Raw genomic sequence first — 14,870 nt, forward strand, 5'->3', positions numbered from 1 at the left:
GAGTTCTCCACCCGCGCCGAGTGGCCGAACGCCCGCCGCCTGCTGGACGCGGGCGTCACCGTCGCCCTGTCCACCGACTGCAACCCGGGTTCGTGGTCGGAGGCGGGCCGCGCGGGTGGCCGGCCCCTTGTCATCCGCGCAGGGCTGCGACGGCGTCCGCGAGGGCCTTCGGCACATCCGGTACGAGGGTGTGGACCCCGTCCCGTACGACGTGCCGACCTCCCACGACCGTATGCGACACGTCTGCTGCCGACGCGGCGAATACGGCCGTCTCGGCCCCGAGCCGCGCAAGCGGCCCTGCCGTCCTGACCGAGTCGAGCGCGATCGTGGTGAAGTCGGCGAGCGCACCGGCCTCCAGGGTGCCCGCGTCGTCCCAGCCGAGGGCTGCGTGGCCGTCGGCCGAGGCCGCCCGCAGCAGGGCCGCGGCCGTCCAGTGACCTCGGGTGCGGGTGCGCAGACGCTCGTTGAGCTCCATCGCGCGCGCCTCTTCGAGCAGGTCGATCACGGCGTGGCTGTCGGAGCCGAGGGAGAGCGGTGAGCCCTCGTTCTGCAGGGCGACGGCCGGCCCGATGCCGTCCGCGAGGTCCCGCTCGGTGGTCGGGCACATACAGGTGCCGGTGCCGCTGCCGCCGATGAGGGAGATGTCCTCGGCGGTGAGGTGGGTGTTGTGGACGCCGGTGGTGCGCGGTCCGAGGACGCCGTGCAGGGCGAGGAGCTGGGTCGGGGTGCAGCCGTGGACCTCCAGGCACGCCTCGTTCTCGGCGGTCTGCTCGGACAGGTGCACATGGAGCGGGGCGCGCCGCTCCTGCGCCCACCGCGCCACGGTCTCCAACTGGTCGGCGGGCACGGCCCGTACGGAGTGGACCGCCGCGCCGATCCGTGCGTGATCCCGTTCCTTGAGAAGTGAAGAGCGTTCGGCCCAGGCCTCGGCGTCGCCGTCGGAGAAGCGGAGCTGGTGGCTGGTGGGCGGCTGTCCGAAGCCGGAGGAGAGGTAGGCGGTGTCGAGGAGGGTGATGCGGATGCCGGCTTCGGCGGCGGCCGCGATGAGGGCCTCGCCCATCGCGTTGGGGTCGGCGTAGGGGATGCCGCCCGGCGCGTGGTGGAGGTAGTGGAACTCGCCCACCGAGGTGATGCCCGCCAGCGCCATCTCGGCGTACACGGCGCGGGCGAGGGCGTGGTAGGTCTCGGGGGTGAGCCGGCCGGCCGTGGCGTACATGACCTCGCGCCAGGTCCAGAAGGTGCCGGAGCCGACCTGGACGGTGCCGCGCAGGGCGCGGTGGAAGGCATGGCTGTGCGCGTTCGCCAGACCGGGGAGGGTGAGACCGCGCAGGATCTCGGCGCCGGGGGGCGGGGCGGGGACGTCGGTGCGGACGGCGGCGATGCGGCCGTCGCGCCCCGCGGCGGAGCCGCTTGTGGACACGGTCAGGGCGACGCCCGGCTCGACGTAGGTGTCGAGCCAGGCGTGCTCCAGCCAGTAGGTCTTCGATGTCACCTGCGGGCCAGCCCTTCCAGTACGTCGGCGAGTGCGAGGACCCCGGCCACGCAGTCGTCCTCGGCGGCGAACTCGGCCGGGGAGTGCGAGACACCCGTGGGGTTGCGTACGAACAGCATGGCGGTCGGGATGCGCCCGGAGAGGATTCCGGCGTCGTGTCCGGCCCCGGTTCCCAGGACGGGCACGGTGAGGTCGGTGGCCTTGCCCAGGATGCGGCCCAGTTCGTCGCGCAGGGCGTGGTCGAACTCGACGACGGGCGTGAAGGACTCGCGCACGACGTCGAGGTCGATGCCGTGCGCCTGCGCGTACTGCCGGGCCGCCTTCTCGATGCCGCCGACGACGGTGTCGAGGCTCGTCTGGTCCTCGGCCCGGGAGTCGAGCCAGCCGCGCACCAGGGAGGGGATGGCGTTGACGCCGTTGGGCTCGACGGCGATCTTGCCGAAGGTGGCGACGGCGCCGGCGAGTTCGGCCTCGCGGCGGGCGGCGAGCACGGTCTCGGCGTAGGTCAGCATGGGGTCGCGCCGGTCCACGAGACGGGTGGTGCCCGCGTGGTTGGCCTCGCCCCGGAAGTCGAACCGCCACCGGCCGTGCGGCCAGATGGCGCTGGCGATGCCGACCCGGTCACCGGACAGGTCCAGCGCCCGGCCCTGCTCGACGTGCAGCTCGACGAAGGCACCGATGCGGTCGAGCCGCTCGGGGTCGGCGCCGATGGTGTCGGGGTCGTATCCGGCGGCCTCCATGGCCCGGGGCAGGCTGACGCCGTCGCCGTCGGTCAGCTTGTGGGCGCCCTCGACGGTGAGCTGTCCCGCGGTGAGCCGCGACCCGACGCAGGCGAGCCCGAACCGGGCACCCTCCTCGTCGCCGAAGTTGACGATGGCGAGGGGCCTCGCGAGGTCCGCGCCCCGGCCGCGCAGTTCGTCGAGCGCGGCGAAGGAGGAGACGACACCCAGGGGCCCGTCGAAGGCTCCCCCGTCCGGCACGGAGTCGAGATGCGACCCGGTGACGACGGCATCCCCGGCCGCGGGGTCCCCGAGCCAGGCCCACTGGTTCCCGTTGCGGTCGACCTCGTAGCCGAGTCCCCGGCTCTCCGCCTGGTCCTTGAACCAGGCCCGGCAGTCGAGGTCGGCGCCGGTCCAGGCGAAGCGCCGGTAGCCGTGGGAGTCGGGGTGCCGGCCGATGGGGAGCAGGTCGCGCCACATCTCGTGGAACGAGCTGCCGGACTCACCTTGGTGCTGGGTCACGCGTCGTCACCCTCGCGCATCGGAACCCGCACGCCCCGCTCGTCCGCAACCGACTCCGCGATGTCGTAGCCCGCGTCCACGTGCCGGATGACACCCATCCCGGGGTCGTTCGTCAGCACCCGCCGGATCTTCTCCCCGGCCAGCTTCGTGCCGTCGGCCACCGTCACCTGCCCGGCGTGGATGGACCGCCCCATCCCGACGCCGCCACCGTGGTGGAGGGACACCCACGACGCACCGGACGCCACGTTCACCATGGCGTTCAGCAGCGGCCAGTCGGCGATCGCGTCCGACCCGTCGAGCATCGCCTCGGTCTCGCGGTAGGGAGACGCCACCGAACCGCAGTCGAGGTGGTCGCGCCCGATCGCCAGCGGCGCGGCCAGCTCACCGCTCGCCACCATGTCGTTGAAGCGCTCGCCCGCCTTGTCCCGCTCGCCGTAGCCGAGCCAGCAGATGCGCGCGGGCAGGCCCTGGAAGTGGACCCGCTCGCCGGCCAGCTTGATCCAGCGGGCGAGGGACTCGTTCTCCGGGAAGAGGTCGAGGATCGCCTTGTCGGTCTTGGCGATGTCGGCCGGGTCGCCGGAGAGGGCGGCCCAGCGGAAGGGGCCCTTGCCCTCGCAGAAGAGGGGGCGGATGTAGGCGGGGACGAACCCGGGGAAGGCGAACGCCCGGTCGTATCCGGCGAGTTGGGCCTCGCCGCGGATGGAGTTGCCGTAGTCGAAGACCTCGGCGCCGGCGTCCATGAAGCCGACCATGGCCTCGACGTGCTTGGCCATCGCCTCACGGGCCCTGGTGGTGAAGCCCGCCGGGTCCTTGGCGGCGGCGTCGGCCATGTCCTCGAAGGCGACGCCCAGCGGCAGGTACGCCAGCGGGTCGTGGGCGGACGTCTGGTCCGTCACGATGTCGATGGGCGCGCCCATCGCGAGGAGCTGCGGGACCAGCTCGGCGGCGTTGCCGAGGACGCCGATGGACAGCGGGCGGCGGGCGTCGCGGGCCTCGGTGGCCAGCTGGAGGGCGTGGTCGAGCGAGTCGGCCTTCACGTCCAGGTAGCGGTGCTCGATGCGGCGCTCGATGGCGCGCGGGTCGCAGTCGATGCAGATCGCGACGCCGTCGTTCATGGTCACGGCGAGCGGCTGGGCGCCGCCCATGCCGCCGAGGCCGGCGGTGAGGGTGATCGTCCCGGCGAGGGTGCCGTTGAACTTCTTCGCGGCGACGGCGGCGAAGGTCTCGTAGGTGCCCTGGAGGATGCCCTGGGTGCCGATGTAGATCCAGGAGCCGGCCGTCATCTGGCCGTACATGGTGAGGCCGAGGGCCTCCAGGCGGCGGAACTCCTCCCAGTTGGCCCAGTCGCCGACCAGGTTGGAGTTGGCGATGAGGACGCGCGGGGCCCACTCGTGGGTCTGCATGACGCCGACGGGGCGGCCGGACTGGACGAGCATCGTCTCGTCCTGCTTCAGCGTCCGCAGCGTACGGACCATGGCGTCGAAGGAGCGCCAGTCGCGGGCGGCCTTGCCGGTGCCGCCGTAGACGACGAGCTTGTCGGGGTGCTCGGCGACCTCGGGGTCGAGGTTGTTCTGGAGCATCCGCAGGGCGGCTTCCTGCTGCCATCCCAGGGCACTCAGTTCCGTACCGCGCGGCGCTCGGACGGGGCGGGGTCCTGACATGGTCTGCCTCCCAGCGGACTGTGACTGCGAACTGTTGAGGTTGATATTCACATCCTGGCCGTCTGAATAGAGCTAGTCAATACATCTGTGCGCCCGCACGGCCGCGCCCCGGGTGTTTGGCTGGATGCATGGGCTCGTACAACGACATGACGGGGGATGTTGTGGGCAACGGAATCGAGATCCCGGCGTACGACGCGGGCCGGGCGGCCCGGCGCGACGAGGCGGTGCGGGCGGCCGTGGAGCAGGGGCTCCTCGGGCCCGGCTCCCCCATCGTCGGCCTGCTCGACGTCACCGGCATCCGGGAGTCGGCGGCGGCGCTGCGGGCGGCGTTCGACGCGGTGGTGGCGCCGGGCACGCCCGTGCTGCACGCCTTCGCGGTGAAGGCGACCCCGCTGGTGCCGGTGCTGCGGCTGCTGCGCGAGGAGGGCATCGGCGCGGAGGTGGCCAGCCCGGGTGAGCTGGCGCTGGCGCGGGCGGCGGGGGTGGGCCCGGAGGCGACGGTCCTGGACTCGCCCGCCAAGACTCCGGCCGAGCTGCGCGAGGCGCTGGCGCTGGGCATCGCCGTCAACGCCGACAACCCGCAGGAGCTGGACCGCATCGACGCCCTGATGAGGTCGGCGGCCAGCCGCTCGCCGCTCGGGATCCGGGTGAATCCCCAGGTCGGCGGGGGTTCCATCGGGGCGACGTCCACGGCCACGGCGACCTCGAAGTTCGGGGTGGCGCTGCGCGACGAGGGGGCGCGGGAGTGGGTCGTACGGGCCTACCAGGACCGCCCGTGGCTGACCCGGCTGCACGCGCACACCGGCTCGCAGGGCATCCCCCTGTCGCTGCTGGCCCAGGGGGTCGCGGCGGCGTACACGCTCGCCGAGGAGATCAACCGGCGGATCGGGCGGCGCCAGATCGACACGCTCGACATCGGCGGCGGACTGCCGGTGAACTTCGCCTCGGACGCGACCACGCCGACCTACGCGCAGTACGCGCGGCTGCTGAGCGAGGCGGTACCCGGACTGTTCGACGGGCGGTACGGACTGGTCACCGAATTCGGCCGGTCCCTGCTGGCCAAGCACGGGACGATCGTGGCGCGGGTCGAGTACGCCAAGAGCGCGGGCGGGCGGCCGGTGGCGGTCACGCACGCGGGCGTGCAGGTCGCCACGCGGACGGTGTACGCGCCGGGGAGCTGGCCGCTGCGGATCGCCGCGCACGACGGCAAGGGGCGCCCGAAGGAGGGCCCTGCCGTGGTGCAGGACGTGGCCGGGCCCGCGTGCTTCTCGGGGGATCTGCTTGCCGAGGGGGCCGCGCTGCCGTTGCTGGAGCAGGGGGACTTCGCGGCGGCGCTGGACACGGGGGCGTACTACTTCGCGCACCACTACGCGTACAACTCCCTTGCCCGGCCGGGCGTTTACGGCTTCGCACCGAAGGACGCCGGGGACGGCGCCGGGGGCATCGCCTTCGCGACCGTGCGTGAGCCGCAGTCGCTCGACGAGATCGTGGCCGAATCGGGAGGGGCGCACGCCTCCTCGCTCACCACCCTGCGGGCGCCGAGGAGCCGTTGACGCACCCACCGCGCAGCGGTAGGCCATACGTGATCAACTGGACGGAAAACAGGGCCAGTTGACCCACCTTAGTCACTGCGGGCATGTTCCACTGGAAAATGCCCGAACGCTCACTCGCCGCACACACGTTGCGTAGTTTGGCCGTCACTCAGCCGAACCCCGAGGCGGGAGGGGAGCGACGGTGCCCGGAATCGACGAGTGCTTGTTGGAGACGATGCGGCTGCCCGGTGCGCGAGGCGCCGCGCTGGTCGACTGGACCAGCGGGCTGGCCCTGGGCACCGTGGGCGATCCCCCGGGCGGCGATCACGAGACGGCGGCGGCCGAGGCGGCCGAGCTGGCGCGGCTGGCCGCCGAGCAGGGGGCCTTCGGGCCCGAGGACGGCACGGGCACGGTGGATCCGCCGGTCGAGGACCTGATCCTCAGCAACCGGGACAGCTACCACGTGCTGCGGTTCGTGCCGACGTCGTTCGACAGCAGCGTGTTCCTGTACCTGTGGCTGGCCCGCGCGGACGGCAATCTCGCGCTGGCCCGCATCCGGCTCGGTGAGATGGCCGAACGGCTGGTGCTGGGATGACCGTGGTCGAAGCCACCCCGCCGCCGCGGCTGCCGGTCCGGGACCGGCAGCCGGCTCTGAAGCAGGCCGGGGGCGGTGTCTCACCGATGCTGACCCGGCTCGCCGAGGAGCGGGCCACCGGCGTCCTGGACCGCGAGCACGGCACGCTCCACCTGGCCGAGGGCCGGGTCGTGCACGCCGAGAGCCCGCTCGCGCCCAGCCTCGGCATGCTCCTGACGGCACACGGCGCCCTCGACGCCGAGTCCTGGCAGGAGATCGAGGACAGCGCCGACGAGGGGCGGCTCCTGCGGTACGGCGTCACGCCGGGCGCGCTGGAGCTGGCCCAGGTGAGCGCCCTGTACGACGCCGCGTACTTCGCGCTCGGCCCCAGCAGCACGCCCGGCCGCTTCCGCTACGGCGCCGCGCACTGGCTCGCCTCGGTGCATCCGGTGCCGGTCGCCGAGCTGGAGCGCGAGACGCTGCGCCGGCGCGCGCTGCTGCGCCGTATCTGGCCCGACCCGGCGGCCGACGGCGCTCCCCTGATCCGGGCCGACCCGGTCGCGGCACCGATGGTGCCGTCCCGGCAGGCGGCCGTACTGGAGCGGGTGGACGGCGTTCGCCGGGCCGCGGACATCGCGCGGGAGCTGGGCCGGCCCGCGTTCCACACGCTGGTGCACATAAGGCGGCTGGCCGCGGCGGGGCTCGTGTCTCCGCAGCCACCGCCCGCTCCGGATCCTGCGCCCGACGACGCCGCCGCCGACCCTTACGTCGCGCTGCTGAAGAGGGTCAGGGATGCGCTGGAGGCCCTTTGACCGCAAACCCTTCGAGGACCGCGAGCCGGACGGGGTGCCTCGCCCACCGCAGCGGTCCCGCGCCGAGAGGAGAAACCTGATGGCGGCCGAGGCCCCGATCCTCGACGAGTTCCGCCGGCTCAGAGCCCGTGTGCCCCAGCTGACCGGAGCGCTCGCGGCCGGCGTGGACGGCCTCGTCCTCGCCCATGACACACCCGGCGTCGAACCGGACGGCCTCGCCGCGCTGACCGCCGCCGCGCTCGGCGTCGCGGTGCGGGTGGCGGACGCGACCGGCCGGGGCGACTTCCGGGAGCTGCTCATCCGCGGCACCGACGGCTATGTCGCGACGTACGCGGCGGGCCGCACCGCCGTGCTGACGCTGCTCGCCACGGACGGCGTCAATGTCGGCCGGCTGCATCTGGAGGGCCGGCGGGCCGGTGCCCGGATCGGGGAGCTCGTCGACGCGGAGGCGACGCCCGTGCGCAGGAGCCCTGCCAAGAGCTCCGCCAAGGACGCCGCCAAACCCATGCCCACTCGCACGAAAACGGCGCGTACGGCACGCACCACCGCCAACGCGCGCACCACTACCGAGAGTTGAGAGGAAGACACGTCATGGCCAACACCGAGACCACGCTGAAGGAATGCCTCGCATCGATCGAGGGCGCGACCGGGGTCGCGCTCGTCGACTACACCAGCGGGATGGCGCTCGGCACGCTGGGCGGCAGCAAGAGCTTCGACCTCAATGTCGCCGCCGCCGGCAACACCGACGTCGTGCGCGCCAAGATGCGCACGATGGAGCACCTCGGCCTCAAGGGCGGCATCGAGGACATCCTGATCACCCTCAGCGACGCTTACCACCTGATCCGGCTGATCACCGGACGCGGCGGCAACGGCCTCTTCCTCTACCTGGTCCTCGACGCCAAGCGCGCCAACCTGGCGATGGCCCGGCACCAGTTGAAGAAGATCGAGGAGGACCTGGAGGTCTGACGCAGGCCGCTACACCAACGCCGCGGTGCGGCGGCGGGCCCCGCCAGGGGCCGCGTCGCCCGCGGCGATGCCCGTACTGCGGTAGCCCTTCACACCCTTGCCCACGGGGCGGCCGCCCCGGCCGTCGAGCCAGTCGACCCGCACCCACAGCAGGGCGCCGTCGGCCCGCTCCCGCCGCCCGAGCCACGCCGCCTTGAGCCGGAGCCCCGCTCCGCACCCCGCGAGCAGCATCCCGCCGGCCGCCGGCGCCGCGAAGGCGCTGCCCAGCGCGGCGAGGAAGGCCAGGACCAGCCACCAGCGGTGGCCCCGGCGCCAGTTGCGGACGGCCACCGCGCGGTCCTGGAGCACGTCGTGCTTGCCGGCGCGGGTGGCCGAGCGGATCAGCTCGGCGTAGCGCTTGCGGCGCACGGACGCCACCACGACCGCCGTCACCATGAACAGCACGGCGCCCGCCAGGACGCCGATCCTGCGGCCGGTGATGCCCGGCACCAGTACGCCGATGCCCGCCGCGAACCCCCCGAGCCACCAAAGCGGCGCCGCCCCGGCCCGTACGACGACGGCCACCCGGGCCAGGCCCTGCCCTCCACCGCGTGTCACGTCCAGCCTCCCGTCCCACGTCTGTCCAGCTGCTGTGCGCGCACGCTAGCCAGTCAACGTGAGACGAGCCTTAAGAAGTCACCTGGACCTCGAAACGCAGGTCACTCCACGAACAGCCCCCGCACCGCCGCCCGCGCGTCGAACTCCTCCAGTCGCGCCTGCGCGTCCGGCAGGTCGTCGCACATCGCCTCCAGCAGGACCCGGCCCAGCAGCATCGGCGCGCAGGCCGTGTCGAAGGCGAGGCCCGTGCCGACGGCGGCGGGCAGCAGCAGGTCGGACACCTTGGCGACCGGCGCGAACGCGGAGTCGGCCACCGTCACGACGGTCAGCCCGGCCTCCTTGGCGTACGCCAGGGTGTCCACGACCTCGCGCGGATGCCGGGGCAGGGCGAAGCAGAGCAGGGCGCTCGCGCCGGCGCGTACGGCGGCGTCGATACGGTCCTGGATCATCGTGCCGCCCTCGTGCAGCAGCCGTACGTCCGGGTGCACCTTGGCCGCGAAGTACGAGAAGCCGTACGCCTGGGAGGCGGCGGCGCGCAGGCCGAGCACCGGCAGGGGGCGCGAGGCGGCGAGCAGCCGCCCCGCCTTCTGCACCGGGCGCGGGTCGGCCAGCACCTCGGCCAGGTGCCGGAGGTTCTCGATCTCGGCCTCGACGGCCTGCTGGTACTCGTTGTAGGAGCCCGCGTCGGCCGGCTGCTCCACGGGCGCGACCTCGCGCAGGTGCCTGCGCAGCGCCGGGTAGCCGTCGAAGCCGAGGGCGACGGCGAAGCGGGTCACGGACGGCTGGCTGACGCCGGCCAGCTCGGCCAGCTCCACGCTGGACAGGAACGGCACGTCGGCGGCCCGCCGCACCATGCTGTGCGCGATGCGCCGCTGGGTCGGGGTGAGCCGGTGCCCCTCGAAGAGCGCCTGGAGCCGCGCGGCGGGGCTGTCCACCCCGTGAGAAGCTCCGTGAGACGCCCCGTGGGACGCCCCGCTCGACGCCTCGCTCGACGTCCCGTCGGACGTCACGCTCGTGTCCCTGTCCGCGCTCATGCGGCGCTCCCCCTCCAGATCTCCGTGAACCGGTCCAGCAGTGCGGCCGCCGCCGTCACGTCGTCGGTGAGCGGCCGGTCGGCCAGGTCGTCGTCGAGCACCGACTCGGCCAGCGCCATCGCCCGGCCGACCGGAAGCTCAGGGTCGGGCTTGAGGCCGCGCAGCCGCAACGCCCGTACGGCGGCCACGAGTTCACAGCCGACGACGAGACGGTACGCGCCGCACGCACGCAGTGTCTGCCGCGCGGCGAGCGAGGCGAAGCTGGCCTGCTCCTCCACGCCCCGGGAGAGTACAGCGTGGCCGAGCGAGGCGGGGGCGGAGAAGGCACGCAGGTCACCGAGGGCGGCCGCGGCGGCGTACTCCAGGATCATCACGCCGGACGAGGCGGGCTCGTTGTCGGCGAGGAAGGGCTTCAGGCGGGTGTAGGCGGGCTCGTTCAGGGTCGACAGCCGGGACGTCGACAGCCGGGCCACCTGGGTCAGGGCCAGCCTGAAGTGGTCCAGGGCGAGGGCGAGTTGGGCCTGGTAGAAGCCGCCGTGGTGGTAGGCGGCCATGTCCTCGGGGGAGATGAACGGGTTCTCGGCGGCCGCGTTGATCTCGACCGCGAGCACCTCCTCCAGGCCGTCGGCGGCGTCGTGCGCGGGCCCGTGGATCTGGGGCAGACAGCGGAAGCCGTAGGGGTCCTGGATGCGCCCGAGCGGCGGGGTCGGCCGGTCCTCGGCGCCGATCAGCTCCCGCATCCGGCGGGCGACCTCGGTGCTGCCCCGGTGCGGCCGGGCGGTGTGCACGGGGGCGGCGTACGCCTCGTGGGACCCGTCGACGGCGAGCAGGGAAAGGGCGGCGACGACCTGAGTGGCGGCGACGAGCCCGCGCAGTTCGTGCAGGGCGAGAGCGGCCTGGCCGAGAGTAAGGGCGTTGCTGCTGATGAACGCGAGGGCGTCGTTGTTGTCGAGCGGCTGCGGCTGCGGCTCCCCGGAGCCGCGCCAGGGATGCTCGCCGGCGAGCGCGAGGCCGGTCTGGGCCAGCGCCGCGAGGTCGCCGGTGCCGACCGAGCCGAACTCGTTCACGACCGGGTGGGCGCCGCTCTCCAGCGCCTCGCACATCGCCGTGATGACGGTGGGGCGCAGACCGGCACCGCCGGCCAGCAACTGGTTGGCGCGTACGGCGAGCATGGCCCGCACCTGCCGGGCCGGCAGCTCCTCGCCGATGGCGCCGGCGTGGCTGCGCAGCAGGCGCAGGCCGTGTTCGGCGGCGGCCTCGGTAGGGACGTCCTCGTTCCGGTTGGCGCCCACACCGGTGGAGCGGCCGTAGACACGGCCGGTCGCGGCGATGAGGCGGGCGGCGTCCCAGGACTCCTCGGCCCGCTTCATCGCGTCGGTCGCGGGGACCGGCCGCGCGGTTCCGTCGGCGAGGCGTGCGACGTCCTCGACGCCGAGCCCGATCCCGTCGAGGACGACCAGGCCGGTGTGCCCGGAAGACACCACTCCCGGCGTGTCCACGATCCGAGACGACATAAGGCCCAAACTCCCCTCAATCCGGACATCTGATCTTGCTCTTCGGTCATCCGTTACTTCGGATTTACACCAACCCGTTGACAACCTATTCAGCTACCGAGAACTCTGCATGACGTTATACAGCCGGGCAAGGGACATCTCATGATCCAGTTCGACGCGGTCCACAAGCGCTTCCCCAACGGCACGACAGCTGTCCACGATCTCTCCCTGGAGATGCCGCAGGGCGGCGTGACCGTCCTGGTCGGATCCTCCGGTTGTGGCAAGACGACCACATTGCGGATGATCAACCGGATGGTGGAACCGACCTCCGGCACCATCCGGGTCGGCGGCAAGGACGTCACCCGGCAGGACGCCGCCGAGCTGCGCCGCTCCATCGGGTACGTCATCCAGCAGGCGGGCCTGTTCCCGCACCGCACGGTGCTCGACAACGTCGCCACGGTGCCGCTGCTGCTGGGCCACGGCCGCAAGACGGCCCGGGCCCGCGCGGCCGAGCTGCTGGAGACGGTGGGCCTCGCGCCCGACGCCGGCAAGCGCTACCCGCACCAGCTCTCCGGCGGCCAGCAGCAGCGCGTCGGCGTCGCCCGCGCGCTCGCCGCCGACCCGCCCGTGCTGCTGATGGACGAGCCGTTCGGCGCGGTCGACCCCGTCGTGCGCACCCAGCTCCAGGACGAACTGCTCAGACTGCAGAAGGAGCTGAACAAGACCATCGTCTTCGTCACGCACGACGTCGACGAGGCCGTACGGCTCGGCGACCAGATCGCGATCTTCCGCACCGGCGGCCATCTCGTGCAGTGCGCCTCCCCCGCCGAGCTGCTCGCCCGCCCCGCCGACGACTTCGTGGCCGACTTCCTCGGCGCCGAGCGCGGCCTGAAGCTGCTGAGCCTGAGGACCCTGGCGGACGTGCCGCAGGGCCCGGCACCGGAGGGCGGCGCCTGGAGCCTGGTGCTCGACGAGGCGAACAAGCCGCTGCACTGGGCGTCGAAGGACACCGAGATCCCCGTACGGCCGCTCCGGGACGGCGACTCCCTGCTCGCGGCCCTCAACGAGTCCATCGCCTCCCCCACCGGCCTGATAGCCCGCGTCGACGCGGACGGCATCCTCACCGGTGTCTCGTCCCGCGACGACATCCACGAGCACGCGGGCCAGGCACACACGGAAGCCAGGGTGACGGCATGACCATCGACTGGTCGTGGATCGGCGACCACACCGACGACCTCACCACCCTGACGATCTCGCACCTCCAGGCCGCGCTCACCGCGGTCCTCCTCGGCGTCCTGATCTCCCTCCCGCTCGCCGTGATCGCCCACCGGATCCGCCCCCTGCGCGGCTTCCTGCTGGGCCTGTCGAACGTCCTGTTCACGATCCCGTCGATCGCGATCTTCGTGCTCCTGCTCCCGATCTCGGGCCTCACCCGCACCACGACCGTGATCGGCCTGACGATCTACACCCTGGTCGTCCTGCTGCGGAACACGGTCGAGGGCCTGGACTCGGTCCCCGTGAAGGCGAAGGAGGCCGCGAAGGCGATGGGTACGCGCCCCCTGCGCACCCTCCTGACCGTCGAGTTCCCGCTCGCGCTCCCCGTGATCATGGCCGGCGTCCGGATCGCGACCGTCATGTCCATCTCCCTGGTCTCGGTCGCGACCTACATCGGCGACGGCGGCCTCGGCCAGCTCTTCACCGACGGCTTCCAGCGCAACTTCCCCACCCCGGTGATCGTCGGAGTGGTCCTCACACTGCTCCTGGCCGTGGTCGCGGACGCCCTGCTGGTCGCCCTGCAGTACGTACTCACCCCCTGGCGGAGGCGGCGAGCCTGACATGTACGAACTCTTCAAGAACCTCGGCGTATGGCTGACCAGCAGCGAGCAGTGGTCCGGCCCCGACGGCATCGCGCACCGCCTGGCCGAGCACCTCCAGTACTCCCTGCTCGCCACGCTCATCGCGGCGGCGATCGGCCTCCCCCTCGGCCTGCTGATCGGCCACACCGGCAAGGGCGCCTTCCTCGCGATCAACCTCGCGTCGTTCGGCCGCGCCCTGCCGACCGTCGGCCTGGTCGTGCTGGTCTTCCTGGCCAGCGGTCTGTCCATGACCCCGGTCTACGTCGCGCTGGTCGCCCTCGCGGTCCCCGCGATCGTCACCAACACCTACGCCGGGATGACGGCCGTCGACCCGGACGTGAAGGACGCGGCACGCGGCCAGGGCATGCGCGCCCACCAGGTCCTCTTCCAGGTGGAACTCCCGCTCGCCCTCCCCCTGATCATGACGGGCCTGCGCCTGGCACTGATCCAGGTCGTGGCCACGGCGACCATCGCCGCGTACGTCTCCTTCGGCGGCCTGGGCCGCTACGTCTTCGACGGCCTCGCCCAGCGCGACCTCGTGCAGGTGCTCGGCGGCGCGGTGCTGGTGGCCGTGATCGCCGTAGCCCTGGATCTACTCCTCTCCGCCCTCCAGCGCTTCCTCTTCCGCCACCGCACTGCCTAGGGACCCTCCCGATGAACCCACGCTCGATGAACCGACGCACTCTCCTCGGCGGCCTCTTCGCAGCGGCCTCCGTCCCCGCCCTCGCCGCCTGCTCCGGCGGCATCACGTCCCTGGACAACCAGGGCTCGACCTCCGGTGGCGGCGGCTCCAGCAAGGGCGGCCTCACCATCGGCACCGCCAACTTCACCGAGAACCAGGTGCTCGGCTACCTGTACGCGGCCGTGCTCCAGGAGGCCGGCGTGAAGGTGACGGTCCGCCCCAACCTCGGCACCCGCGAGATCCTGATCCCGGCCCTCAAGGGCGGCGACATCGACCTGCTCCCCGAGTACCAGGGCGCCCTGCTGCACTACGTCGCCCCCAAGGCGACCGCGACGGAGGAGGGCGAGATGCAGAACGCCCTCACCATCGCCCTCCCGAGCGGCCTCCAGGTGCTGCCGTACGGCATGGCCGAGGACTCGGACGCCTTCGTCGTCACCCGCGAGACGGCCGAGAAGTACGGTCTGACGTCGCTGGCCGACCTGAAGAAGCAGAACGGCAAGCTGGTGATCGGCGCGGCGCCCGAGGTGAAGAAGCGGGAGGTCGGCGCGGTGGGCCTCAAGGAGGTCTACGGGGTGGAGTTCAAGGAGTTCAAGTCCCTCGACTCCTCCGGTCCGCTGGTCAAGGGCGCCCTGAAGAAGGGCGACGTGGACGTGGCGAACCTCTTCACCACCGACACCGACATCCAGGCCAACGACTGGGTGGTGCTGACCGACCCCAAGAACCTCATCCCCGGCCAGCACGTCGTCCCGCTCATCGCCGACCGCAAGGCCGACTCCACCGTCCGCAAGGCCCTCGCCGAACTCGGCAACGCCCTGACCACCGCCCAGCTGACCGAGCTGAACCGGCAGGTCGACAAGGACAAGAAGGACCCGGAAGACGTGGCGAACGCGTATGCGAAGGAGCAGGGGCTGGTGAAGTGACGGCGCGGTG

Annotated in this window: 15 protein-coding genes; 9 read left to right on the forward strand and 6 right to left on the reverse strand. The window is 72.4% G+C overall.

Features of this window, described 5'->3' with window-relative positions:
• Positions 1–130 precede the first annotated feature (130 nt).
• From EAO75_RS38210 to hutU, 3 genes are read right to left on the reverse strand one after another with little or no spacing between them, the layout of a single operon-like run.
• Complete coding sequence (locus EAO75_RS38210) at positions 131–1,492, reverse strand: formimidoylglutamate deiminase (protein ID WP_147999677.1); 1,362 nt, start codon at positions 1,490–1,492, stop codon at positions 131–133.
• On the reverse strand, positions 1,489–2,691 hold the full coding sequence (locus EAO75_RS38215) for an allantoate amidohydrolase (protein WP_148000529.1): 1,203 nt from the start codon (positions 2,689–2,691) through the stop codon (positions 1,489–1,491). Before EAO75_RS38215 ends, EAO75_RS38210 begins: the two co-directional genes overlap by 4 nt.
• A gap of 38 nt (positions 2,692–2,729) precedes the next feature.
• A complete protein-coding gene (gene hutU, locus EAO75_RS38220) occupies positions 2,730–4,394 on the reverse strand; it encodes a urocanate hydratase (RefSeq protein WP_147999678.1) in 1,665 nt (554 codons plus the stop codon).
• Between the two features lie 146 nt (positions 4,395–4,540).
• Here hutU and EAO75_RS38225 point away from each other — a divergent pair, with 146 nt between their 5' ends.
• From EAO75_RS38225 to EAO75_RS38245, 5 genes are all read left to right on the forward strand, one after another.
• Complete coding sequence (locus EAO75_RS38225; RefSeq protein WP_148000530.1) at positions 4,541–5,947, forward strand: diaminopimelate decarboxylase; 1,407 nt, start codon at positions 4,541–4,543, stop codon at positions 5,945–5,947.
• A gap of 181 nt (positions 5,948–6,128) precedes the next feature.
• A complete protein-coding gene (locus EAO75_RS38230) occupies positions 6,129–6,521 on the forward strand; it encodes a hypothetical protein (protein ID WP_147999679.1) in 393 nt (130 codons plus the stop codon).
• Positions 6,518–7,312, forward strand: a complete 795-nt coding sequence (locus tag EAO75_RS38235; protein ID WP_147999680.1) for a transcriptional regulator — start codon at positions 6,518–6,520, stop codon at positions 7,310–7,312. The genes EAO75_RS38230 and EAO75_RS38235 overlap by 4 nt, the downstream gene beginning before the upstream one ends.
• Positions 7,313–7,391: 79 nt before the next feature.
• The gene (locus tag EAO75_RS38240; protein WP_147999681.1) at positions 7,392–7,889 is read left to right on the forward strand and encodes a roadblock/LC7 domain-containing protein; all 498 of its coding nucleotides are present in this window, start codon (positions 7,392–7,394) and stop codon (positions 7,887–7,889) included.
• 14 nt (positions 7,890–7,903) lie between these two features.
• Complete coding sequence (locus EAO75_RS38245) at positions 7,904–8,278, forward strand: hypothetical protein (RefSeq protein ID WP_147999682.1); 375 nt, start codon at positions 7,904–7,906, stop codon at positions 8,276–8,278.
• 9 nt (positions 8,279–8,287) lie between these two features.
• On the opposite strand, the gene EAO75_RS38250 is transcribed toward EAO75_RS38245, so the two are convergent.
• From EAO75_RS38250 to EAO75_RS38260, 3 genes are all read right to left on the reverse strand, one after another.
• On the reverse strand, positions 8,288–8,875 hold the full coding sequence (locus EAO75_RS38250; RefSeq protein ID WP_147999683.1) for a hypothetical protein: 588 nt from the start codon (positions 8,873–8,875) through the stop codon (positions 8,288–8,290).
• 101 nt (positions 8,876–8,976) lie between these two features.
• Positions 8,977–9,909 carry a MurR/RpiR family transcriptional regulator gene (locus EAO75_RS38255; protein ID WP_261989591.1) on the reverse strand — a complete coding sequence of 311 codons (933 nt, stop codon included), beginning with the start codon at positions 9,907–9,909 and terminating at the stop codon, positions 8,977–8,979.
• The gene (locus EAO75_RS38260; protein ID WP_147999685.1) at positions 9,906–11,423 is read right to left on the reverse strand and encodes an aromatic amino acid ammonia-lyase; all 1,518 of its coding nucleotides are present in this window, start codon (positions 11,421–11,423) and stop codon (positions 9,906–9,908) included. The genes EAO75_RS38255 and EAO75_RS38260 overlap by 4 nt, the downstream gene beginning before the upstream one ends.
• Before the next feature lie 141 nt (positions 11,424–11,564).
• Between EAO75_RS38260 and EAO75_RS38265 the strand changes: the two genes are divergently transcribed.
• Genes EAO75_RS38265 through EAO75_RS38280 form a run of 4 tightly spaced genes read left to right on the forward strand, consistent with a single transcriptional unit; the run spans position 11,565 to position 14,860 of the window.
• Positions 11,565–12,599: an ABC transporter ATP-binding protein gene (locus EAO75_RS38265; RefSeq protein WP_147999686.1), complete on the forward strand. Its 1,035-nt coding sequence runs from the start codon at positions 11,565–11,567 to the stop codon at positions 12,597–12,599.
• A complete protein-coding gene (locus EAO75_RS38270; protein ID WP_147999687.1) occupies positions 12,596–13,237 on the forward strand; it encodes an ABC transporter permease in 642 nt (213 codons plus the stop codon). Before EAO75_RS38265 ends, EAO75_RS38270 begins: the two co-directional genes overlap by 4 nt.
• 1 nt (position 13,238) lies before the next feature.
• The gene (locus tag EAO75_RS38275) at positions 13,239–13,901 is read left to right on the forward strand and encodes an ABC transporter permease (protein WP_147999688.1); all 663 of its coding nucleotides are present in this window, start codon (positions 13,239–13,241) and stop codon (positions 13,899–13,901) included.
• A 26-nt stretch (positions 13,902–13,927) separates the two neighbouring features.
• The gene (locus EAO75_RS38280) at positions 13,928–14,860 is read left to right on the forward strand and encodes an ABC transporter substrate-binding protein (RefSeq protein WP_147999689.1); all 933 of its coding nucleotides are present in this window, start codon (positions 13,928–13,930) and stop codon (positions 14,858–14,860) included.
• Positions 14,861–14,870: the final 10 nt, after the last annotated feature.

The sequence above is a fragment of the Streptomyces sp. UW30 genome (assembly GCF_008042075.1).
Lineage (GTDB): Bacteria > Actinomycetota > Actinomycetes > Streptomycetales > Streptomycetaceae > Streptomyces.

Coding starts and splice junctions, on each gene's coding strand:
- EAO75_RS38215 (WP_148000529.1), bottom strand. CDS start 2,691: ATGTGGCGCGACCTGCTCCCCATCGGCCGGCACCCCGACTCCCACGGC.
- hutU (WP_147999678.1), bottom strand. CDS start 4,394: ATGTCAGGACCCCGCCCCGTCCGAGCGCCGCGCGGTACGGAACTGAGT.
- EAO75_RS38225 (WP_148000530.1), top strand. CDS start 4,541: ATGACGGGGGATGTTGTGGGCAACGGAATCGAGATCCCGGCGTACGAC.
- EAO75_RS38235 (WP_147999680.1), top strand. CDS start 6,518: ATGACCGTGGTCGAAGCCACCCCGCCGCCGCGGCTGCCGGTCCGGGAC.
- EAO75_RS38240 (WP_147999681.1), top strand. CDS start 7,392: ATGGCGGCCGAGGCCCCGATCCTCGACGAGTTCCGCCGGCTCAGAGCC.
- EAO75_RS38245 (WP_147999682.1), top strand. CDS start 7,904: ATGGCCAACACCGAGACCACGCTGAAGGAATGCCTCGCATCGATCGAG.
- EAO75_RS38255 (WP_261989591.1), bottom strand. CDS start 9,909: ATGAGCGCGGACAGGGACACGAGCGTGACGTCCGACGGGACGTCGAGC.
- EAO75_RS38260 (WP_147999685.1), bottom strand. CDS start 11,423: ATGTCGTCTCGGATCGTGGACACGCCGGGAGTGGTGTCTTCCGGGCAC.
- EAO75_RS38265 (WP_147999686.1), top strand. CDS start 11,565: ATGATCCAGTTCGACGCGGTCCACAAGCGCTTCCCCAACGGCACGACA.
- EAO75_RS38270 (WP_147999687.1), top strand. CDS start 12,596: ATGACCATCGACTGGTCGTGGATCGGCGACCACACCGACGACCTCACC.
- EAO75_RS38275 (WP_147999688.1), top strand. CDS start 13,239: ATGTACGAACTCTTCAAGAACCTCGGCGTATGGCTGACCAGCAGCGAG.
- EAO75_RS38280 (WP_147999689.1), top strand. CDS start 13,928: ATGAACCGACGCACTCTCCTCGGCGGCCTCTTCGCAGCGGCCTCCGTC.